This window comes from Bacillus cereus group sp. Bc010, from assembly GCF_027716745.1.
Classification (GTDB): Bacteria; Bacillota; Bacilli; order Bacillales; family Bacillaceae_G; genus Bacillus_A; species Bacillus_A pacificus.
Window position 1 is genome coordinate 63092 of record NZ_JAQFUY010000015.1, and the last position, 23084, is coordinate 86175.

Below are 23084 nucleotides of genomic sequence, written 5' to 3' on the forward strand. Positions count from 1 at the left end.
GAAAATGGAGGAATTAGTAATGGCATTTCATAAACCGGAACAAATTGCTGAGCTTGTCATTGAGGCCGGTGTTCAAAAAGTAAGTCAGACCTTGCCAGCAATGCTTATTCTCGGTTTTTTAGGAGGAGCGTTTATTTCGCTAGGTTTTTTACTTAACATTCGCGTTTTAGGTAATTTGCCTGAGCGCTGGGGGAGTTTAGTAAATATTTTAGGAGGAGCGGTTTTTCCTGTTGGACTCATGCTCGTTGTATTAGCGGGAGGAGAATTAATTACCGGAAATATGATGTCACTATCTATGGCGCTATATGCAAAGAAAATTACATTGGTTAGTGTGCTAAATAACTGGATTTGGATTACTTTCATGAATTTTGTAGGAGCTATTTTCGTAGCGTATTGTTTCGGTCATCTTGGCGGATTAACAGAGGGAGATTATTTAAATAAAACGGTAGCCATAGCAGAAGGAAAGTTACATGAATCATTTGGGAGAACTTTAATTTTAGCAATTGGGTGTAATTGGCTCGTTTGTTTGGCGCTTTGGCTCGCTTATGGGACGAGTGATTTTGTCGGAAAAATAATCGGAATTTGGATTCCAATTATGGCATTTGTAGTGATTGGATTTCAGCAAGTGGTAGCAAATATGTTTGTCATCTCAGCAGTTATTTTTGCAGGTCATCTGACATGGATGGATCTTGCTAAAAATTTTGTTCCTGTCTTTATCGGAAATGTAATTGGCGGAGCTGGTTTTGTTGGATTTGCGTACTTTGCTTGTTATCAAAAACAACATTCTAATATGAAATAGAGTTCGTGAGAGGAAGGGTATGTAATGGCTGAGCGGTATTCACGACAACATTTGTTTAAACCAATTGGGAGTAGAGGGCAAGAAAAAATTCGAAATAAACATGTGTTAATTGTAGGAGTAGGCGCATTAGGAAGTGCAAGTGCCGAAAGTTTCGTACGTGCAGGTATTGGCAAGTTGACGATTATAGATCGTGATTACGTTGAATGGAGTAATTTACAAAGGCAACAATTGTACTCTGAACAAGACGTAAGAGAGAAATTGCCAAAAGTAATCGCTGCTAAAAATCGGCTAGAAAAACTTAATTCGGAAGTACAAATACATGCTTTCGTAATGGATGCGTGTGTAGAAAACTTGGAAGGGCTATTAGAAAATGTCGATGTAATCATTGATGCAACAGATAATTTCGATATCCGATTTATAATAAATGACTTATCACAAAAACATAATATCCCGTGGGTATATGGTTCTTGCGTTGGCTCGTACGGTATGAGTTGTACAATTATTCCCCAAGAGACACCGTGTTTACATTGTGTGCTGAAGAACGTTCCAGTTACAGGTGTGACGTGTGATACAGCTGGAATTATTAGCCCGACTGTACAAATCGTCGCAGCATATCAAGTGACGGAAGCACTCAAAATTTTAGTAGAAGATTTTTCAGCTATTAGAAAAACATTTTTCATGTTTGATATATGGAGTAATCAAAACCATTTTATAAAACTAGGGAAAATAAAAACAGACGCTTGTCTTTCATGTGGTTTGAATCGAACTTATCCTTATTTATCATACGAAAACCAAACGAAGGTAGCTGTTTTGTGCGGAAGAAATACAGTTCAAATTAGACCGGTAGAAAATAGACAGTACAATTTTGATGATATAGAAAAAGTATTAAATAAACTGGGGAAAGTAGATCGGAATCCGTATTTACTATCTTGCCAACTAGATGAGTACCGCGTCGTTATTTTTCGAGATGGTCGTGTTTTCATTCATGGTACAAATGATATTTTAAAAGCAAAACAGTTATATTATCGCGTATTCGGTTAATAGAAAGGGTTGTCAACAATGGAAAGAAGAGTACCAATCACAGTTGAAGAGGCTGTTCGTAAAGTGATGGGATTTGCTCATAACGGCTTAAAGGAGCTACTACCTATTGAATTAGCTTACGGACGTATATTAGCAGAGGATTTAGTAGCTGACCATGATGTGCCGTCATTTAATCGTTCACCGTATGATGGGTTTGCTATTAGAGCAGAAGATACGAATTTAGCAAGTTATGAAACGCCAATTGTATTTGAAGTAGTGGGTGAAATCGGTGCAGGATCGCTATTCGATGAGAAAGTAGGTCCGTTTCAAGCAGTTTGAATTATGACGGGAGCACAGATTCCGAGTGGATGTGATGCAGTTGTTATGCTAGAGCTGACTCGTCAATATGAGGAGGCTGGCAGTAAGTATATGGAATTGAAACGGTCATTCAAAACGGGCGATAATATTTCTTTTCAAGGTGAAGATGCTCGTAAAGGAACGGTTCTTGCAAAGAAAGGAACATACATTAATCCAGGTATTTCAGCTCTTCTTGCTACGTTCGGGTATAGCGAGGTGCCAGTTGCGAGAAAGCCTGTAGTTGGACTATTAGCGACTGGCAGTGAATTACTGGATGTAAACGATTCATTACAGCCAGGGAAAATCCGAAATAGTAATACGTATATGATATTGTCTCAAATCCGAAGAGCAGGCGGAAGAGTAAAATATTTTGGGAAGTTTAGCGATGATTTTTATACGTGTTTTACGGCTGTAAAAGAAGCATTAAGCCAAGTAGATATGCTCATTACAACAGGTGGTGTATCAGTAGGGGATTACGATTATTTGCCAGCTATATATGAAAAATTAGGTGCATCAGTTCTTTTTAATAAAGTTGCAATGAGGCCAGGAAGTGTTACGACTGTAGCGCAATTAAATGGCAAGTTATTATTTGGATTATCAGGAAATCCATCTGCTTGTTACGTAGGGTTTGAATTATTTGTAAGACCTTGTATTCGGACGTATATGTTTAGTGAAAAAGCACATGTAAAAAGAGAAAAAGCGTTATTAGGAGAAGACTTTCTAAAGCCAAATCCATTTACAAGATTTGTACGAGGAAAACTAACATATAACGAAGGGCAGTTAATCGCTTATCCGTCAGGGTTTGATAAATCTAGCTCAGTTTCTTCTCTAGCAGAGACAAATATATTTATTGTACTTCCAGGTGGTACGAGAGGGTATAAAAAAGATATGTTCGTAGATGTTCTCTTGTTGGAAGATAACGAAGGTAGTGAATGGCCTTGGACATTTTATAAAGTGAGAGGTGATTCTAATGGGACAAGTGCTATTTGAAATTGTAGATATACCGATTGTAGTTGAAGAAGTAACAAATAAGGTTGCAAGAAGAGACGCAGGTGCGATTACAACTTTTATTGGTACAGTGAGAGAATTAACAAAAGGAAAACGAACGCTACATTTAGAGTATGAAGCATATAAACCAATGGCAGTAAAGAAACTTATGAGAATTGGTGAAGAAATTAGTGAAAGATGGCCGGATGCAAAAGTAGCAATTACTCACCGAGTAGGCCGGCTAGAAATAATGGATATTGCGGTAGTCATTGCAGTTTCATCACCGCATCGTAAAGTAGCTTATGAAGCGAATGAATACGCAATTGAACGTATAAAGCGAATCGTCCCAATATGGAAAAAAGAATTTTGGGAAGATGGGACGATGTGGATTGGCGATCAACTTGAAAATACACCATATCCAGCAGGAAAACCGAAGAAGGAAGAATGAGAAAATGATTACAATTTTACTGTTTGCAAATTTGCGTGAGGAAGTCGGATTAGATCGATTCGTAATTTCAGAAAAAGAAGAAATGACAGTGCAGCAATTAAAAGAATGGCTCAAAGCAAACTATAGTTTACAATCGCTTGATAGAGTGATGGTGGCTGTTAATGAAGAGTTTGTAACGAATGAAGAGATGATACGAGCTGGAGATATTGTCGCATTCATCCCGCCTGTTAGTGGTGGATAATAAGCGTTTCTTGAAACGATAAGAAGATGCTATATATAAATTCGAATACGAGAAGGGATGAGTTCTATGCTTACTCAAGAACAAATAATGAATGCGTTAAAACATGTAGAGGATCCAGAATTACACAAAAGTATTGTAGAGTTAAACATGGTTAGAAATATACAAATGAATGGAACAGAGGTTAAACTTGAAGTAGTGCTAACGATTCAAGGTTGTCCGTTAAAAGCAAAAATTCAACAAGATGTAGAAGAGTCTCTGCAGGCAATTGGTGCATCTAAAGTAGATTTGACGTTTGGTTCTATGACACAAGAAGAACGAGCTACGCTAACAGAAAAGTTAAAGAAAAATAGTAGAACAGAAACTGGTATGCCGAGCATGCTTCGTCCTGATTCAGGAGTACGATTTATTACTGTAACGAGCGGAAAAGGTGGAGTCGGAAAATCAACTGTAACAATTAATCTTGCAACGGCTTTAGCTCGTATGGGCAAAAAAGTGGGGATATTAGATGCAGATATATATGGTTTTAGCATTCCAGCTATGATGGAAACGAATCAAAAACCAACGATGATTGATCAAACAGCAATTCCAGTTATTAGTCACGGTGTTAAAATCATGTCGATGGGATTTTTTACAGAAGGAAATAATCCGGTTATGTGGCGCGGACCGATGTTAAATAAATGGATTCAAAATTTCCTTGCGAATACGCACTGGGGAGAATTAGATTATTTACTGCTTGATTTACCACCTGGTACAGGAGATGTTGCCATTGATGTTGCAGCAATGATTCCGCAGGCGAAAGAAATTATTGTTACAACACCACATAATGTAGCTTCATTCGTAGCATCTAGAGTAGGCGTAATGGCAAAACATACGAAACACGAGATTTTAGGTATTGTGGAAAACATGGCTTATTATGAAGAACAAGATGGATCGAAAAATTATCTGTTCGGAAAAGGCGGCGGGGAAATGTTAGCAGAACAATTGCAAACAGAAGTAATCGCACAAGTACCTTTTGCAAAACGTGAAGAAAACAGCGGTTCATCTGTATATGATGAAGATTCCCTTGTTGGAGAAGTGTTTACATCGTTAGCAGAAGATATTATTTATAAAGGATAGAGGAGGAATTTTTTATGGCGTGTAATATCGATCATTCTATTGAAGATGTAAGGAATAAACTTGAAAGTCAAAAGAGTTTTTTATCTGAAGAGATTTTTAAAGGGTTAAAAAATTTTTTACAAGGTAATCACTCACAAGAAATGTTAAATGATGTCTTTCATCTTCTAAAAAAGTATGACTTAGTTAGTGAAGAAGAAAGAGAGACGAGAAATACTCAATTATTGCTGATTATAAAATAAATACGCTTTGGCTTTTGTTTTGTAACAGGAGGGGTAAATGTAATGAATATGAAGAAGATGATTGAAACGATAGAAGCAACAAAAATGGCTGATGAAGAATTATCGATTACTCATTTACATCAAAAGCTCGTGAAGTTATATAGTCAAAAAAATGTTGCTCATTATACGGAGTTATTAAAATATATTTTATCCTTATCCGTGCAGCTTGATTTACATTTCGTATTGAAATATTTTGGTGTGCGACCGGTTGTTGCTATAGACGAGCGTATGCAATTTCAAGAGATATTTAAATGTTTAGCTAATAAGGATGATAATGGGGAATGGTTTTTAAATTTCGTTTCTTTATATGTGGGGCTAATCGTAGTTCTTCATTTTGATGAAAAAGAGATTGAGAGAAGTTTTTTCGATGCTATGGTAGTGGGGGAAGGGAATGAAATATAAGATCTTGCCCATAACATCTTTCTGTTTAATTGGCTATGTAAATATGAAGGTAACTAATCGATAAAAAGCGTTCTTCAGTTGTTTCCATCGTTTTTTCATGTTACCATTAAGCGAATTTTTCATAGGGAGAGAAAGCGATGAAATGGATTTATTTTCTTATTATTAACGTTATAGCTTTTAGCCTTATGGGGCTTGATAAACGAAAAGCGAAGAAGAAACAGTGGAGAACGCCAGAAAGTACGTTGTTTTTATCAGCAGCAGCTGGGGGAGCAGTTGGAGCTTGGATTGGTATGTATATGTTTCATCATAAAACTCATAAAAAGAAATTTGTTTTCGGCATACCGTTACTTGTTGTAATAACGGTATGTTTATTATTCGTTGTATGAGAAATGTCGAAAGAAATGCAGATTGATTATTGGTAAAGTGGGCACGTGGGAACGTATAATGGAGAAAAAATGAGAAGAGGAGAAAAAGGAAGATGGGGAGTCAAACAGCAGAGCAAAAAAAAGGGATTATATATGCGGCTGGTGCGTATACGATGTGGGGAATACTACCAATCTATTGGAAATGGGTTGAGGAAGTTCCAGCAGATGAAATATTAGCACACCGCATCGTTTGGGCGTTCGTGTTTATGTTAATCGTATTAGGTGTTACGAAGAGATTTCGTCAGTTTATTGGGGAGTTCGTGAATCTTTTTAAACGACCTAAATTATTAATGTCATTAACAATAGCTTCTGTCTTGATTAGCGGAAACTGGTTTGTTTACATATGGGCCGTTAATCATAATCATGTTATTGAAGCAAGTCTTGGCTATTATATTAATCCGCTTATTAGTATTTTACTTGGTACAGTCGTTTTAAAGGAAAAGTTAAACTTTTGGCAATACGTTGCAGTTGGTTTGGCTGGGGTAGGGGTTATCATTTTAACAGTACGTTTCGGGGCTATCCCGTGGGTTTCTTTATCACTTGCCCTTTCATTTGGATTATATGGATTAACGAAAAAATTGTTAAACTATGATGCGACAATTGGACTTACGATGGAAACGATGTTAGTGACGCCGTTTGCGATTATTTATCTAGTAATGACAGGAGTACATCGTTTCGGCTCATTTGGCTCGATTTCAATGTTATCGACATTACTATTAATAGGGGCGGGCATTGTTACAGCATTGCCACTTTTTTATTTTGCAAAAGGAGCCCAACTTATTCCGCTTTATATGGTAGGGTTTTTACAATATATTGCACCAACAATTAGTTTGATTTTAGGTGTATTCATATTTGGTGAACATTTCACATCTACTCATATGATTGCATTTTTCTGTATATGGGTTGCATTAGTTGTATTCTCGGTAGCGAAAACAAAGTTCTTGGTGCAGAAACAACCGAAATTTATAAAAAATAAATCAGCAAAAGTATCATAATGCGTAGTATTTTCTACGCATTTTTCTTTATACTGTTACTATAAAGGATTTCCATTATAGCTAGTAGGGAGCTGAGAACGTGGAAACAATTTTACATAATGATCCGCTTATGGCCGCTGTAATTTCATGGTTTTTAGCACAATTAACGAAAGTAGTCTTTAAATTAGTCAAAACGGGTGAATTTGATTTTGCAAAGTTTTTCGCTTCAGGTGGGATGCCAAGTTCTCATGCTTCAACTGTTACAGCACTGGCGACAGGTGTTGGCGTTGTAGAAGGTGTGGAAAGTACTTTATTTGCAATTGCTGCTATTTTTGCCATTATAGTTATGTATGATGCTTCAGGAGTAAGGCTTGCGGTAAGTAAACAAGCGAAAATATTGAATGAGTTTTTTCACGGTAGACAAACAGAATATAAGAAGTTAAATGAACTTGTCGGGCATACACCGTATGAAGTAGTAGTTGGTGCTTTATTAGGGATTATTGTCGGAGTAGGATATTGTTTATGAGCAGAACATTTTATATGTTCTGCTTTTCTTTGTATTCATACATATTCAGCTACTTTCTTGAATATCGTTATACGGATTTCAAAAGGGTGGGTGAGTAACTTGTTATTATATGAAAAAGCGCATGAAGAAATAGCGAGAAGAGCAACTGCACTTCAATCGATGCAATGGCAAGATGGTACGTGGCGATTTTGTTTTGAAGGAGCTCCGTTAACAGATTGCCATATGATTTTTTTGTTAAAATTATTAGGTAGAGATAAAGAGATAGAACCGTTTGTAAAAAGATTAGCATCACTTCAAACAAATGAAGGAACATGGAAATTGTATGAAGATGAAGTAGGTGGTAATTTATCTGCTACAATTCAATCTTATGCTGCCTTACTGGCTTCAAAAAAATATACAAAAGAAGATGCGAATATGAAGCGAGCTGAAATGTTTATTAAGGAACGTGGCGGGGTAGCGCGTGCTCATTTTATGACGAAGTTTTTATTAGCGGTTCATGGAGAATATGAATATCCTTCACTCTTTCATTTGCCAACACCAATCATGTTTCTACAGAATGATTCTCCCCTCAGTATATTTGAATTGAGTAGCTCAGCACGTATCCATTTAATTCCGATGATGCTCTGTTTAAATAAAAGGTTTCGAGTAGGGAAAAAGTTATTGCCAAATTTAAATCACATTGCAGGCGGGGGCGGAGAATGGTTTCGGGAGGAGCGGTCTCCGTTGTTTCAAACGTTAGTAAGTGATGTAAAACAAATTATCTCGTATCCACTCTCGTTACATCATAAAGGGTATGAGGAAGTCGAACGATTTATGAAAGAGCGTATTGATGAAAATGGAACGTTATATAGTTACGCAACTGCCTCGTTTTATATGATTTATGCTTTACTTGCGTTAGGGCATTCTCTTCAATCATCAATAATTCAAAATGCTATAACCGGGATAACATCTTATATATGGAAGATGGAAAGCGGTAATCATTTGCAAAACTCTCCTTCAACTGTATGGGATACAGCTTTACTCAGCTATGCGTTACAAGAGGCCCACGTTCCGAAAGATAATAAAATGCTTCAAAATGCAACAGCATATTTATTAAAAAAACAGCATACAAAAAAAGCTGATTGGAGCGTACATGCACCGGCGCTTGCTCCAGGCGGTTGGGGTTTTTCGGATGTGAATACGACAATCCCTGATGTTGATGATACAACAGCTGTGCTAAGAGCATTGGCAAAAAATAGAGGGAATGAAAATATAGATTATGCCTGGAAGAAAGGAGTCACTTGGGTTAAAGGATTACAAAATAATGATGGTGGCTGGGGAGCATTTGAACAAGGTGTGACGAGCAATTTATTAGCAAATTTACCAATCGAAAATGCAAGCGACATGATTACGGATCCTTCTACACCAGATATTACAGGAAGAGTGTTAGAGCTTTTCGGAACATATGCACAAAATGAATTGCCAGAGAAACAAAAACAAAGAGCGATAAATTGGTTAATGAATGTACAAGAGAAAAATGGATCATGGTATGGGAAATGGGGGATTTGTTATATATATGGTACGTGGGCGGTGATGACAGGTTTACGGTCACTCGGAATTCCATCTAGCAATCCATCATTAAAACGTGCAGCTTTATGGCTTGAACATATACAGCATAAAGACGGTGGATGGGGAGAATCATGCCACAGTAGTGTGGAGAAAAGGTTCGTTACTTTACCATTTAGTACACCATCCCAAACGGCATGGGCGCTAGATGCTCTCATTTCTTACTATGATACAGAAACGCCAATTATTCGAAAAGGTATTTCATATTTGCTTGCGAATCCTTATGTGAATGAAAAATATCCTACTGGAACAGGTTTACCAGGTGGGTTTTATATTCGTTACCATAGCTATGCCCATATATATCCACTACTTACTTTGGCACATTATATAAAAAAATATAGAAAATAAACCGAGAGATACCTCTCGGTTTATTTTGTTGGGTAGTAGGTCCCTGTTGAAAAGAATAAGGTTGTGTTTTCCTTATTTTTCAGTTGACTGGCGTTTTTGACGTGCACCAGCGGCATTTGCACGTGCATTTGCTTCTAAGTCATTGTGGTCAGCAAGTTCACGAGAGAACTCTACATCAATGCCATCAGTAGCTTTGTTTTGTTTGAAATTTTTTTTGTTCATTCGACACAATCTCCTTGCACTCTATGCGACGTTGCAAAGTTAGTTTGACACAAATAGACTTTTTTATACAAAGAGGAATTGGAAAGTAAAAAGCCGAAATATACAGTATAAGTAATAGAAATGGGGGATAGGAATGGAGTTTTTAAATGGGAAAACAGCTGTTGTAACAGGAGCTGCACAGGGAATTGGAAGAGAGATTGCAAGGGTGTATGCAAAACTAGGGGCGAAAGTATTAATTAGCGATGTAAATGAAGAGAAGCTACAAAAAACGACACGTGAGTTATCGGACGAAGGATATGAAGTGTGCTCATATCGATGTGATGTGAGTAATCAAAATGAAGCGAAGTCGTTAATTGAATATGCGGTTCAAAAATTCGGTACATTACATATTTTGGTGAATAACGCTGGGATTACAAGAGATGCAATGTTACATAAAATGGAGAAGTCTGCTTGGGAACAAGTGTTACAAGTGAACTTAACCGGTGTTTTTTATTGTATGCAACCAGCGCTTCTTTACATGAGACAACAAGGGTATGGACGCATTATTAATATATCTTCAATTAGTAGGGAAGGAAACATAGGTCAAGCAAATTATGCGGCTACGAAGGCAGGCGTTGTAGGTTTAACGAAAACGGCAGCGAAAGAAGTTGGAAGTTTCGGTATTACGTGTAATGCGATTTGTCCAGGGTTTATGGATACAGATATGACAAAAACGATACCAGATAAAGTGAAAGAAAAGATGGTTGGTGCGATTCCAGTTGGTAGAATTGGAACACCAGAAGATATTGCGAACGCAGCAGCCTTTTTAGCATCAGAATACGCATCCTATATTACAGGAGAAGTATTAAATGTGAGCGGAGGATTGCAAGTTTAAAGGAATACATAATGAAAAGAACCTGACCGGATAGGTCAGGTTCTTTCTCCTTAATTTAAGTTAAGCCAAACGCTCTTCACTTCTGTATAGTTATTTAATGCATAAGATCCCATTTCACGACCAAGACCAGATTGTTTAAATCCTCCAAATGGAGATGCTGCATCAAAGACGTTATAACAGTTTACCCATACTGTACCAGCACGTACTTTACTTGCAACGTAGTGTGCTGTTTTAACATTTTCTGTCCACACACCAGCTGCTAAGCCGAATTGTGATTTATTTGCACGTTCAATTACTTCATCAATATCGTTAAATGGTATTGCAGAAATAACTGGACCGAAAATTTCTTCTTTTGCAATCGTCATCTCATCATTAACGTCAGCGAATACAGTAGGGGAAACGAAGTATCCTTGATCGAATGGATTACTTCCTCCGCATAGTACTTCAGCACCTTCTTCAATTCCTTTTTCAATGTAGCCCATTACACGTTTTTGTTGTTCTTCAGAAACGAGAGGACCGATTGTAGTTTCTGGACTTAAGCCAGCACCTTGATTTAATTTTTTAGAGTAAAGAACAAGGTCAGCCATGACATTATCATACATTTTCTTCGGAACAAATAAACGTGATCCAGCAGAGCATACTTGTCCTTGGTTAAACATAACACCAGAAAGTGCACCAGGAATCGCGCGAGATAAATCAGCATCTGGCAGGATGATATTTGGTGATTTACCGCCTAACTCAAGTGTAACGCGCTTTAATGTTTCATATACCCCCAATAGTGGTCATAATACTGAAATTATATAAAAAAGGATATTGTAAGTATTGATATAAAAGGAATAAAAGGGTGTTTTATATTTTGTCCACTTTTATCAAAAAGTGGACAAAATAGGAGGAATAAAATAATATAGATTTAGGTACTATTTCAGAGAAAAGAAAGTAGTAAAAGTAATCATATTAAACAAAAATAAAAGAGAGTACATAGAGAGAAATTCTTTTATGAATGAGGGGAAGTGAATGAAGTAATGGATTATAAATTTGTAAGTAAAGAAACTACTGTAAATGAAATGATTAGAGGAAAAATGAGAAATATAAAAGTGATTACGATAGGTGTGTTGGAGGAAAGTACAGGAATTGTATATCCACACCCTATATCAGAATTCATAAAAAGACAGTATGAGTTTTATGGGAAGTCGTTAAATAGTGCTGATGCACCTGCAAGGGTAGTGTGTCGTTTCTTGAATTTTTGTTTACAAAAGATTGAAGAAGGACATGAAGAGTTTGTGGGTATGAAAGACAAGGGGATCAATGGATTAGAACGCAAACATGGTAGTCAATATATAACACATTGCTCATTAGAGGGATTGCAAAAAGCAACAGTAGAACAGTATGAAAAATACCTTTCGGCATTTTATGTGTTTTTGAAAAAAATGAATTGGATAGACGAAGATTTTCCTTTAGAGGAGAAAAAGAATTTTAATGGTGATACTGTTCATGGTTCAGTATTTAGAGAACCAAGTTTAGGAACAAGATTCCCTTCGAGAAATACTAGTAAAAGAAAAGTATCAAAGTTGAAAGATTTTGGAGAAGACCGAAATCAATTAACAGCACACTTTATTCGAATAGCTATGGATATTGCAGAGGAAATCGCTCTAGGGCTATGTTTTCAATTCTATGGAGGATTGAGAAGAGGGGAAGTTGTTAATGTTTCGAGGGGGAATTTGATTGTAAATGAAGGCGAATCAATGGAAGTCCAAATCAAAGATAATCGTAACAAATTCTTTTCTCGTCTAAAGGATACGAAATCAGAGAATCCAAAGAGGCTCAACTACTTACAAACAGATATGGTTCGACAAACGATTTTAGATAATGACCTCGTTTGGGAAGTATATAGAAAACATCATAAAAGACTAGATTACATGATTAAGAGTGGAAAGTGCAAGAATCATAGTGCTTTATTCCTAAATGGTGACGGAGAACCAATGTCAGGGAAAGTGTACGATCGACGTTTTCAGAAAGTGAAAAAGGCATTCCTTGATTCGTTAATGGGACATAAGGATTATGAACTTTTGTCAGGAACATTTTGGTCAACACATGTCGGTCGAGGAGTCTTTACGAACATGTTAATCGATATGGGGTTCACTCCAACGCAGTTAGCAATCGCTCGTGGAGATAGAAGCTTAACTTCGGCTATGGAATACATTGACCAAACACTGACAACAGAACAAATACAACAGGCTGTAAACGAATTTAAAGATTACCCCACAGAAAAATTAGGAGTTATCGATTATGACCATGTGAAGAAATGGAAGAAAAAATTATAAAGGTGTAAGGCGGGGGAATTGGTGAAACAAGAGTGGATTACGAAATCAGAAGTCATTAAATGCGGAAAATATGGGAAAATTTCAAAGCATATGGGCGGTTTTAAACATTGGCTTAAAGAAGGACACCTTAGTACAAAAGAAGGGCGAGGAAGTAATGGGAAACCGTCAACATTTTTTAACGTAAATGAATTAGATAATTTGATGACAAAAATAGAAGAAATGGAAGAGAAATATCTAACTGAAAAAGAAGCTGTATATAGTTTTGGTATCAAAGAAACGGTTACAGGAAATAGTGTTGCGGGTCGAAAGAGAATAGGTGAAATTATTGCTCTTTGTGATGTTGAAAAAATTGATTATAGATATTACGAAAATGGCTTCAATAAAGCTTTTTTATATGTGGATAAGGAGCAACTACTTCACTTTTTTGATACTCATATAAAAAACGATGAATTGGCGGAAAAATATAACATAAGTCATTTGCAATTTGACATTGTAGATAGACAGAACGACCTCAAAAGAATACGTTTTACTAAGATGATGTGGTTTTATCGTATAGAGGACGTTAAATATTTTGAGATGTTTAATACGAATCTAGATGACTATTATACATTAGAGGAAATATACAATATTCTTGGGATAAAAAAACATACACTTCTATCAATTGCTAAAGAAGAGGGTATAAAACCAGTTAAATTGAGTTCTAAGAAGGTGTATTACTCAAAGAAAGCTATTAAAGGCATTACTGAAAATGTGAAGGAAAGTAAGGAAAAGTATTGTCTTGCAAGTGAAATCAATAATATTTGCGGTGTAGATATTCGACAACCTACGGCTGTTTTTACACCAATAAAAACAAATGCTATTATACGATATGCTTTTGGGACATCAGCAGAATTTGTATTTCGCTTGGAAGAAGTACAAGAATACAAAGATAAAATTGATATGCAAGACAAAATAAAAAGAATACTTTCGGAAAAAACACCAGTAGAAGCATTTGAAGAATGGCTGATTTTAAAAGAAATTTCTTTTTCAAAAAATAGTCGATATACAGAGCAAGAATGGTATTCATACTGCAAAGAGAAGTTCGTGTTGTCTGAAAGAAATGAGAGAGGTATAAGGAATTTATTGAGAGATTACGTTGATTGTACGGAATATTTATCAAACTTGACAATAGAAAAAGAATTGTATTCGTTGACTTCAAATGAAATCAATCTCAAATTGTTCAATCCTTCAATAGGCGTGAAAAAGCAAGGTTTTTTATACGCTTTTTTAAGAGAATTTCATTCGAGAGTGACTATATATTTAAATAAAAAAGAAGCACGAAAAAAAACATTTGATATAAACAGAATTACTAATCCTTATCAGTATGAGGTAGAAGAAAAACCAAAAGAAGTATATGAGTATGAAGAGTACATAAAAGTATATGATTATGTCCAAAAAGAGGAACATAAACATAAAGCTATTTTAGATGCGGAGAAGATAATCGCAGATAAGGATAAAAAAGAAATATTCTATTACGGTTCTGCTTGGCTCTATGTGTTGATTCACTTAGGTAATGCCTGGAGACACGGAGATGTAATGGATATTGCGATGGTTGATTTCGAATCGATTGGAATTAATTCTCTAGAAATATTAAAATCAAGAGATTTAACAAAGGAAGAAGCGAATGCAGTTATCAATCAAATTAAACGAAAAGATTTGACAGTAAACAAAACTGGAGCAACTAATCGTTTCAATTGTCCAGATGATTTAGCTGTTTCACTTGCGACTGCAATTATTATTTGTTCAATCATTGCTAAAAAGCGGACAAGCCTTGTAATTAGCTCAAATTCTAATGAAACGAGAATCATAGATTTTGGCACACAAGATGATAGTAGTTTTGGTAAAAAAGCTCATAATGCTTTCTTCGAAAATTTTGAAATAGACGGATTTCAATTTCAAAGCCGACAAATGAATCGTACAGTATTAGTGTTGATATATATGGTTCTAGTGAAGAAAGGGAAAGGTAGTGCAGCTTTAGAAATGGCTCAACGACTACGAGCACATGAAAATTTCGAAACTACCAACATTTATCTTGTAATTCCACAAGATGAATTGGATGAATTAAGTGAGGGTTTGTTTAATAGAAAAAACTTTGGTTATATCCCTGATTTGATGGCTGAAATTCTGATTGGAGATACAGAAGATAGAAATCAAAGAACCCAAGAAATATTAGCTTTAAGTGCAACATTTGGTGGGATTCATAAACTCGAAGCAACATCTGGATTTATTAATAAAACGTTAGCGGAGAGACAAAAAGTGGCTGATCAAATTTTCAATATGGGATTGGATGAAGTTACAGATTTAATGTTTGATTTGCAAGTTAATTCTCTACCGAGCAATGAAGAGAATTTCCAATGCCTTGTTTCTCCAAATTGTCAAAAGCCACATTTAGATTCTTGTAAAGACTGTCCATTCGCTATTCCAAACTTTTATGCAGTTTCTTCTCTCGTAGAAGGTTTTAAAACGTCCATTTTTGAGTTTGTTAAAGATTTTGACCCAAATACCTTTGACGGTGAAAAAACTCGTCTTATGAACGTGTTATATAAAGATTTAGACCATGTAGAACGTGCGATGCAAAAGTTTGGGGAAGAGGAAGTATTTCATTTCTTCGAAAGAGGAAAAGAAGAATATAACGAATTAGTAGATTTGATTGGGGAAGTACAAACAAAAACGGGTGAAGATTTTGAAGCGTACCTAACATACAATCCAATTTATTTATCGTAGTTTAGGGGGAACTAGTATGTCCGTAACGGATACAGTAAAAGAAATAGAACTTGATATAGATGTTTTCTCTGATGAAGGATTCGATATAAAACAGAGTGTTATTGAAGCTAAGGGGATTGTACAAAAACTTGTAGAAGAAAATCGTTGGCTTCGGGGTGAATTTGAAGAGGATTACTGGGAAGTTAATAAAGTTTTATATGTTGAAAATTATAACGGTTATGACTTCAGTAAGTTTGATTACTCGCATTTTAATCGTAAATTGCCAAAAGAGTTTAAAGAAATCGTTAAATGTTGGATTGTCAATCTTATTGATCAATACAAAGAAATAGCGGTTCATTGTCTAATTCATTTAAATAAGGGATTCGAAGTGACTAAAGGCTTCAAAAAAACCGAAATAAAAGCTTTAGTTGATTATATTGAATATGGGGAACTAAGTCATAATTATAAACGAGAAATGATTAATTCATTGTGTAATTTCTTTGATTATGCTGATCTAGAGATTGGCGATGATTATCTTCCTGTTCTTGTAGAACTAAAAAATAAAATACCCCAACATCAAAGTAATATAAGAGAATTGCCACCTTCACAGTATGTACTATCGTTTTCTTATTATCTAGAAAAGCATTTTGAAACATTGTTGGAAAGCTTTGTGGATAAGGAAAACTTCGATAAAGAATTACTCATGGTGTATCCACTTGCAATATGGTGGAGATTAACAACAATTATTCCAATGCGTGCTTCGGAGTTTTGTTTGATAGAACGAGATTGCTTAAGTGTAGATAAAGATAAATATTATTTACACTTGCCGAGAACTAAGCAGAATTCAAAGAGAGTACAAATTATGGATAAAGTAGCAATAGACGAAGAAATGTATAAAATGATTGGTCATTATATTGATTTAACGAATCAGTATGGTAAAACAGATACTTTAATCTCATATCTTTCGATTATGAGTGTGAAAGACAGTGTTCGTGGGTACATTCAAAAGAATACAAAACAATTTAACAGAAGAAATTTGGAAACATTAATTCCTAGATTTTATAGAACGATAGAACAAGTATATGATTTTAAAGTAGAACAAGAATATCACCTTCGACCGAATGATACTAGGCACATCGCATTCATGTCTTTGATGATGCAAGGATATAGTCCTGTTGAGGTTGCACGATTAGGAGGACATAAAACAATTCAAACGCAATTACATTACAGTAATCATAAAGAGTACTGGGTAGATTGCGAAGTATTTAAGCTAATGAAAAAAGTGAAAAATACTAGTCTCTCAACTAAATCAGTGGGAATTACCCCCGATGAAGTAAAAATGAAAGTGTATGAAAGCGAAGGAACGTATAAACAAAAAATGAAAATAGGATTTTGCAAGGATCAAGAACAAAAATGTGAATCGAAACGTTGTTATTTCTGTTCGTACTGGGGAATTTCACCCGAAGAGTATTTGGAAAAGAAAGAAACAATTCAAAAAGAAATACTTGAAATGAGAAATAACGTAAGTGAAATGACAACAGCCTTACAAAACCTAAATAAACAATTTCTACAAGACGAATTATCAAGAAGAAATCCAGAGTTGTTAACGAAGATAAAAACAAAAGCAAACGCTATACAGGGCGATATATACAAAATGGCATTACTAGGTTCTAAGTTAGAAGATATGGATGGAGGGAGAATGTTACATGACTAAAACAGTGGGGCGTAAACCAAAGTTTTCTGTTGAAGAAGTGAGAAAAGTAATCTTGATGTTTAGAGAGAATGTACAGCCTATGGGGAGAATTGGTTATACAGATATTTACCGCTATGCGAATGAATTGTTCGAGAAAGGAATCATATTAAACTCAACCTCTATTGCCTTTTGGAGAAAAGAAAATCGAATGGGTCGAATTGAAGTAGACAAAGCAAATGAAGTATTCAGTGAAGCTGTAACTGTTTCCAAGGGAAAAGAAGTAAAAGTACCCAATGTAGTTGATTTGGTCGATAAAAGATATAAAGACAAAGACGACCTATTAAAGCATTTACTTTTCATGGAAAAACAGTTTCGTGAGTCACTAGATAGAGAAAAAGAATTACAGAAAGACTTATCCAACCTGCAAGAAAGCCACGATAAGGTGAAAGATGATCTAAAAAAGGCAAATATAAGCATAGAAAAACTACAAGGTGTGGTATATAGGCTGTATAGAACGTTAATGGGGCATTCTAACGAAGAAGTGGATAAAAATGTGGACTATGCCATGAAAACGGCGTTTAAGGAGCCTATGGCTTTCCTAGAGGGTTTTAAAGAGAAGGAAGAGGTACAAGAAGGGCCGAAGGTTCTTCCGATTGATAAGAAGCCAGTAAAGTCTTCCTTTGCAAGTAAGTTTCGAAAATAGTTTTTAAGTTAATTAACGAACGTGTATTCTTGTAATTTTCTGTATATTTGTTATTATTAATCTATAAGAACAAAGGGGGGTAATTTTGTGAATGAGGTCGAATTAATTCTTTTGAATTTAGAAGAAACGAGACGTAGAAGTATTAAAGTATGGAAAGCTATTCCTGAACACATGTTAAACTGGAAGCCAGATGATGAAGCCTTTACATGTGCAGAAATGATTAGACATGTTTTGGAATCAGAGTATTATTATTATCAAATCATCCAAAATCATGGAAATTCACAAAATCTTGATGAATCATATTCTTTAAGAGAGTTTACAAATCTTGAAGCGGAAATCGAATTTTCGTTATCTTATCGAGAAACATTCTTAAACTTTATCCAATCTCTAACGAAGGATGATTTAGTAAACATTCTAATAGATCGATCCGATTTAAGTGGTAAAGGGGTTACAGGTTATATTCGACCGCTAGGAGATTTTTTAATGCGAATAGCTTATCATGAGGCGGTACATACTGGACAACTATTAGATTATATGCGAAATATGGGGATAGAACGTCCTAATATATGGGATTGATGTGTAATAACATAAAAAAGAATCAAAGCGCCTTCGAAGAGTTTCATTCGGAGGTTTTTTGATTTCGATCTTTGTAGCCTAATTCTCGTTTGAGTCTATCTGTTTTTTCTTGGAGGACTTTTAGTTTTGCTTCGAACTCTGCTTGTTCTTGTTTTCGTTGTTCACGTCTCATTTTTACATAGTCTGCAATAGGAATTGTTTTAAGTTCTTCTATCTCGTCTTGTTCTTCATTTTCTTTTTCTTCAAACATAAAAGTCCCTCCTAGTAAAAAATGTCTCAGTGTTAATGCAGGACTCCACCCAGTAACAGTATATGCGTTACCAGTAAAGAGTTTCCTAACAAAATGCAGGATGCACCCATAATAGTATATGCGGAGCATCTCAACGAAATACAGGATGCCCAGTCCAATAATAGTATATGTGTATTTGTACTTAAAAGTGAGTTAAAAATAGGGGTTTTAGAAGGAGTTAATAAATCATTTTGACCAGTAGGTGGTGGTCAAAATACGAATAACCTATGGGGCACAAGGAGTTTATAATAATGACCACATAAAAACGTACCTATAAATTTTCAGATGCTTGGCGCATAATTTGCTTACCGACTGGAGTAGAACCAGTAAATGCAATTTTATCAACGAGTGGATGATTAACAAGAGCTTGTCCAGCTGATTCACCGAATCCAGGAACGATATTAATAACACCTTTCGGGAATCCAGCTTCTTCAATTAATTCAGCTAAGTATAAGGCAGATAGTGGAGTTTGTTCTGCAGGTTTTAAAACGATTGTACATCCTGTAGCAAGCGCTGCTCCCATTTTCCACATTGCCATAAGAAGCGGGAAGTTCCAAGGGATAATTTGACCAACGACACCAACAGCTTCATGGCGTGTATAGTTAAAGTAATCACCGGAAACAGGGATTGTTTGACCAACGATTTTCGTCGCCCAGCCAGCATAATAGCGCATATGCTCAATTGCAAGTGGTATGTCTGCTGCCATTGTTTCACGGATTGGCTTTCCGTTATCTAGCGTTTCAAGCTGTGCAAGCTCTTCTTTATGTTCTTCCATTAAATCAGCTAACTTGTACATAAGCCGGCTTCGCTCAGCAGGGCTCATGCGAGACCAAGGACCTTCGTCAAAAGCCATGCGAGCTGCAACGACAGCTTTATGAATATCTTCGCGACCAGCTTCAGAAACGACGGCAAGTGTTTCGCCAGTTGCTGGGTTAGGTGTGTTAAATGTTTTACCGGAAGCGCTTTCAATAAAGGGTCCATTCACATATAACTTTTTTGTACCTTGAAGAAACTTTTCTACCTTTTCATGAAGATTTACAGCTAGTTGACTCATTGTATAACCCCCTTGAAAATATAATGTAAACGCAGTACGAGACGGCGTTTATTCCGAAATCAAGGATGTGGAAACTAGATGGAAAGCCTCTAATTAAAATCATAATTAACAAATACTGAAAATTCAAATTTCATTTGTGTTACAATTGTAAAAAATATGTAATGTAAGAAAGTCTTCTATATGATTATAAAAAATCCTGCTTGTTTTTGCTTTCTAGTAGGAAAAACTAGAAGAACAATGGTACAATAATACATCGTGAGAGGAGGGAGAAAAATGAAGAATTATCATGATGATCCACGCTTTCGAATCGCCCATAGAGAAGCGTTAATTGGTCTTGGACTTGCTATTATCAATTTTATAATATGGTACGGAGTTGCTTATGGGCTTGGTAGTAAAAATCCAAGTGAATATACATATGTATTTGGTTTTCCAGCATGGTTTTTTTATAGCTGTATCGTTGGTTTTATCGTTATGGTTATTTTACTTAGTTTAGTTGTTCGTTTTGTATTTCAAGATATTTCACTCGATGAGGAAGAAAAAAGTGAGGAATAATAGATGAATTGGTATGTAATCATTCCAATGATAATTTCGTTTATCGTTGTATTTTTAATTGGTGTATATGCTTCAAGACGTGTACAAGCGACTGCCCATAATAAGTTTTTGCAAGAATATTTTTTAGGTGGGCGTGAGCTCGGTGGTTTATTATTAGCAATGACAATGATTGCTACGTACGGTAGTGCTAGTAGCTTTATTGGTGGCCCTGGTATAGCATACAATATGGGGCTTGGATGGGTATTGTTATCTGCGATTCAAGTTGTAACAGGGTATATCGTTTTAACAGTTATCGGTAAAAAGTTTGCCATTATTGCTAGGAAGATGGAAGCTATTACTCTTATCGATTATTTAAAGGGAAGATATAATAATAAAGCAGTTGTCATACTTTCTGCGTTATGTATTATTATCTTTTTATTTTCAGCAACAGTAGCTCAGTGGGTCGGCGGTGGCCGATTAATTGAGTCGCTAACGGGTCTTTCTTATACAACAGCACTATTTTTATTTACTTTTTCTGTACTTGTGTACGTATTAATTGGTGGATTTCGTGCAGTTGCTTTATCAGATACGTTATTAGGTATCATTATGTTAGTTGGGACGACAATCATTTTAATCGCTACTGTCGTTGCCGGTGGTGGAATTGAAAAGATTATGCAGGAACTTGTTCAAATCAATCCGAATTTAATTACACCATTCGGAGCGGATGGAAGCTTAACGAAATCATATGTGACATCATTTTGGATTTTAATTGGAATTGGCGTTGTTGGTTTACCGCAAATTAGTGTGCGTGCCATGTCTTATAAAAATTCAAAAGCGATGCATCAAGCGTTAATAATTGGGACGATTGTTGTGGGTACCATTATGATTGGTATGCATTTAACGGGTGTGTTCGCACGAGTCGTACTTCCAGGTATAACAGTACCAGATAAAGTAATGCCGCTACTCGCGATGGAAGTGTTGCCACCGTGGCTAGCTGGGGTTTTCTTAGCTGCACCAATGGCAGCCATTATGTCTACAGTAAACTCGTTATTGCTACTTGTAAGTTCATCAATCATTAAAGATATATACGTGAATTACATAAATAAAGATGCAGCAGATAGTACGATTAGAAAAGGAAGTTTATGGATTACTGCTATCGTAGGGCTGCTCGTTTATGCAGCAGCAATTAAACCACCAGATTTTTTAATATGGTTAAATTTATTTTCTTTCGGTGGATTAGAAGCAGCATTCATTTGGCCGATCGTATTAGGGTTATATTGGAGAAAAGGGAATGCAACAGGAGCGCTTGCGTCTATTGTAGTTGGAGTAGGGTCATATATGTGTATCCATCTTTTCTACCCAAATCCGTTCGGTATACATACGGTTGTCTTCCCGATTTGCTTAGCGTTTATCGCTTACATCATTGGAAGTATGAGTGCTGTGAAAAAAACAGCATAGGTTATATGAAAAACGTAGTCCTTATAGGACTGCGTTTTTTCGTATGAATTTGTTCTTTTTTATTCTGTATATCAATGACTATTCATAAATTAATAACAATTGAGGGGATGGAGTTGAGGTCGATGAAAAAAGTGTTATTTTTGGGAGACCCGGGAATTGATGACTCTTTAGCCATCATGTATGGAATTATGCATCCTGATATTGATATTGTTGGTGTTGTAACGGGATATGGAAATGTAACGCAGGAAAAGGCAACGAGTAATGCAGCATATTTATTGCAAATGGCAGGGCGAGAGGATATACCTGTTATTAATGGTGCAAAAATCCCTTTATCCGGAGATGTTACAACGTATTATCCAGAAATTCATGGGGCAGACGGTTTAGGACCAATTAAACCTCCAAAAACTTTTTCACCAAATATAAAACCTTTTTGTTCTTTTTTTGATATTCTTGAAAAGTATAAAGGAGAATTAATTATAGTTGATGCAGGTAGGTCAACGACACTAGCGACAGCGTTTATTTTAGAAAAGCCGATGATGAAGTTTGTGAAAGAATATTATATAATGGGTGGTGCTTTTTTAATGCCTGGAAATGTGACACCAGTCGCAGAGGCGAATTTTCATGGTGATCCCATTGCGTCACAATTAGTTATGCAAAATGCTAAGAATGTGACATTAGTGCCACTTAACGTTACATCTGAAGCTATTATTACGCCGGAAATGGTAAAATATATTACAAAACACTCTAAAACGAGTTTCAATAAGTTGATCGAGCCGATATTTACGTATTATTATAAAACATATAAAAAGTTAAACCCGAAAATAACAGGTAGTCCAGTACATGATGTCGTTACAATGATGGTAGCGGCAAATCCGTCCCTTTTGGATTATGTATATCGCCGAGTCGATGTAGATACAGTTGGAATTGCAAAAGGAGAGAGTATTGCTGATTTCCGGCCTCAACCTGACTCAAAAGCATTAAAGAATTGGGTGCGAATTGGTTGGTCGTTACATTATAAAAAATTCCTCGAAGATTTCGTTAAAATTATGACGTAGACATAATGGGAGAATACAAGTTAAAATAATGGAGATGATT

The 23084-nt window shown here is 35.8% G+C and carries 22 protein-coding genes and 3 pseudogenes; 21 read left to right on the plus strand and 4 right to left on the minus strand.

Translation table 11 applies throughout. The features are described from left to right. Window positions 1–19 precede the first annotated feature (19 nt). From PDQ68_RS17155 to PDQ68_RS17210, 12 genes and pseudogenes are all read left to right on the plus strand, one after another. Window positions 20–799 (plus strand): formate channel, encoded by a 780-nt coding sequence (locus tag PDQ68_RS17155; protein WP_029141173.1) that lies wholly within the window; start codon window positions 20–22, stop codon window positions 797–799. A gap of 24 nt (window positions 800–823) precedes the next feature. Next, window positions 824–1840: a molybdopterin-synthase adenylyltransferase MoeB gene (locus tag PDQ68_RS17160; protein ID WP_061183411.1), complete on the plus strand. Its 1017-nt coding sequence runs from the start codon at window positions 824–826 to the stop codon at window positions 1838–1840. Window positions 1841–1858: 18 nt separating this feature from the next. Further along, a pseudogene (gene moeA, locus PDQ68_RS17165) lies at window positions 1859–3166 on the plus strand (molybdopterin molybdotransferase MoeA). Then, window positions 3147–3611 (plus strand): molybdopterin synthase catalytic subunit MoaE, encoded by a 465-nt coding sequence (gene moaE, locus PDQ68_RS17170; protein WP_061183412.1) that lies wholly within the window; start codon window positions 3147–3149, stop codon window positions 3609–3611. Before moeA ends, moaE begins: the two are co-directional and overlap by 20 nt. A 4-nt stretch (window positions 3612–3615) precedes the next feature. After that, entirely contained in the window at window positions 3616–3852 is a 237-nt protein-coding gene (gene moaD, locus PDQ68_RS17175) for a molybdopterin converting factor subunit 1 (RefSeq protein WP_061183413.1), read from the plus strand. A gap of 66 nt (window positions 3853–3918) precedes the next feature. After that, window positions 3919–4968, plus strand: a complete 1050-nt coding sequence (locus PDQ68_RS17180; protein WP_016718203.1) for a P-loop NTPase — start codon at window positions 3919–3921, stop codon at window positions 4966–4968. Window positions 4969–4982: 14 nt separating this feature from the next. Next, window positions 4983–5207, plus strand: a complete 225-nt coding sequence (locus PDQ68_RS17185) for a hypothetical protein (RefSeq protein WP_016718202.1) — start codon at window positions 4983–4985, stop codon at window positions 5205–5207. 42 nt (window positions 5208–5249) lie between these two features. Further along, entirely contained in the window at window positions 5250–5648 is a 399-nt protein-coding gene (locus PDQ68_RS17190; protein WP_061183414.1) for a hypothetical protein, read from the plus strand. Window positions 5649–5785: 137 nt separating this feature from the next. Next, entirely contained in the window at window positions 5786–6034 is a 249-nt protein-coding gene (locus PDQ68_RS17195) for a DUF1294 domain-containing protein (RefSeq protein ID WP_000871349.1), read from the plus strand. 92 nt (window positions 6035–6126) lie between these two features. Further along, a complete protein-coding gene (gene rarD, locus PDQ68_RS17200) occupies window positions 6127–7068 on the plus strand; it encodes an EamA family transporter RarD (protein ID WP_061183415.1) in 942 nt (313 codons plus the stop codon). A 79-nt stretch (window positions 7069–7147) separates the two neighbouring features. Continuing rightward, the gene (locus PDQ68_RS17205; RefSeq protein WP_000447823.1) at window positions 7148–7573 is read left to right on the plus strand and encodes a divergent PAP2 family protein; all 426 of its coding nucleotides are present in this window, start codon (window positions 7148–7150) and stop codon (window positions 7571–7573) included. A gap of 99 nt (window positions 7574–7672) precedes the next feature. Next, the gene (locus PDQ68_RS17210) at window positions 7673–9526 is read left to right on the plus strand and encodes a terpene cyclase/mutase family protein (protein ID WP_016718199.1); all 1854 of its coding nucleotides are present in this window, start codon (window positions 7673–7675) and stop codon (window positions 9524–9526) included. A gap of 72 nt (window positions 9527–9598) precedes the next feature. On the opposite strand, the gene PDQ68_RS17215 is transcribed toward PDQ68_RS17210, so the two are convergent. After that, entirely contained in the window at window positions 9599–9748 is a 150-nt protein-coding gene (locus PDQ68_RS17215) for a YfhD family protein (RefSeq protein WP_061183417.1), read from the minus strand. 133 nt (window positions 9749–9881) lie between these two features. Between PDQ68_RS17215 and fabG the strand changes: the two genes are divergently transcribed. Continuing rightward, the gene (gene fabG, locus PDQ68_RS17220; RefSeq protein ID WP_061183418.1) at window positions 9882–10622 is read left to right on the plus strand and encodes a 3-oxoacyl-ACP reductase FabG; all 741 of its coding nucleotides are present in this window, start codon (window positions 9882–9884) and stop codon (window positions 10620–10622) included. 50 nt (window positions 10623–10672) lie between these two features. On the opposite strand, the pseudogene dhaS (PDQ68_RS17225) reads toward fabG, so the two are convergent. Then, window positions 10673–11386: pseudogene (gene dhaS, locus PDQ68_RS17225) on the minus strand (aldehyde dehydrogenase DhaS); the annotation flags it as partial. 258 nt (window positions 11387–11644) lie between these two features. Between dhaS (PDQ68_RS17225) and PDQ68_RS17230 the strand changes: the two are divergent. The 5 genes from PDQ68_RS17230 to PDQ68_RS17250 all read left to right on the plus strand — a co-directional run bounded on the left by PDQ68_RS17230 (window position 11645) and on the right by PDQ68_RS17250 (window position 18657). Then, window positions 11645–12943, plus strand: a complete 1299-nt coding sequence (locus tag PDQ68_RS17230) for a hypothetical protein (RefSeq protein ID WP_000384722.1) — start codon at window positions 11645–11647, stop codon at window positions 12941–12943. A gap of 21 nt (window positions 12944–12964) precedes the next feature. Beyond that, the gene (locus PDQ68_RS17235) at window positions 12965–15706 is read left to right on the plus strand and encodes a hypothetical protein (RefSeq protein ID WP_000808479.1); all 2742 of its coding nucleotides are present in this window, start codon (window positions 12965–12967) and stop codon (window positions 15704–15706) included. A gap of 16 nt (window positions 15707–15722) precedes the next feature. Next, complete coding sequence (locus PDQ68_RS17240) at window positions 15723–17399, plus strand: site-specific integrase (protein WP_001992913.1); 1677 nt, start codon at window positions 15723–15725, stop codon at window positions 17397–17399. Beyond that, window positions 17392–18081 carry a hypothetical protein gene (locus tag PDQ68_RS17245; RefSeq protein WP_000169479.1) on the plus strand — a complete coding sequence of 230 codons (690 nt, stop codon included), beginning with the start codon at window positions 17392–17394 and terminating at the stop codon, window positions 18079–18081. Before PDQ68_RS17240 ends, PDQ68_RS17245 begins: the two co-directional genes overlap by 8 nt. An 87-nt stretch (window positions 18082–18168) precedes the next feature. After that, on the plus strand, window positions 18169–18657 hold the full coding sequence (locus PDQ68_RS17250; RefSeq protein ID WP_001006488.1) for a DinB family protein: 489 nt from the start codon (window positions 18169–18171) through the stop codon (window positions 18655–18657). Window positions 18658–18700: 43 nt separating this feature from the next. Here the strand turns inward: PDQ68_RS17250 and PDQ68_RS17255 are convergent, their stop codons facing one another. After that, window positions 18701–18907, minus strand: a complete 207-nt coding sequence (locus PDQ68_RS17255; protein ID WP_000461332.1) for a hypothetical protein — start codon at window positions 18905–18907, stop codon at window positions 18701–18703. A 313-nt stretch (window positions 18908–19220) separates the two neighbouring features. Continuing rightward, window positions 19221–20000: pseudogene (dhaS, locus tag PDQ68_RS17260) on the minus strand (aldehyde dehydrogenase DhaS); the annotation flags it as partial. A gap of 273 nt (window positions 20001–20273) precedes the next feature. Here dhaS (PDQ68_RS17260) and PDQ68_RS17265 point away from each other — a divergent pair. From PDQ68_RS17265 to PDQ68_RS17275, 3 genes are all read left to right on the plus strand, one after another. Further along, window positions 20274–20552 carry a YhdT family protein gene (locus tag PDQ68_RS17265; protein WP_208751936.1) on the plus strand — a complete coding sequence of 93 codons (279 nt, stop codon included), beginning with the start codon at window positions 20274–20276 and terminating at the stop codon, window positions 20550–20552. A 3-nt stretch (window positions 20553–20555) separates the two neighbouring features. Then, window positions 20556–21989, plus strand: coding sequence for a sodium/pantothenate symporter (panF, locus tag PDQ68_RS17270; RefSeq protein ID WP_016718196.1), 1434 nt, complete (start codon window positions 20556–20558; stop codon window positions 21987–21989). Window positions 21990–22111: 122 nt separating this feature from the next. Further along, window positions 22112–23044, plus strand: coding sequence for a nucleoside hydrolase (locus PDQ68_RS17275; RefSeq protein ID WP_061183419.1), 933 nt, complete (start codon window positions 22112–22114; stop codon window positions 23042–23044). Window positions 23045–23084 lie beyond the last annotated feature (40 nt).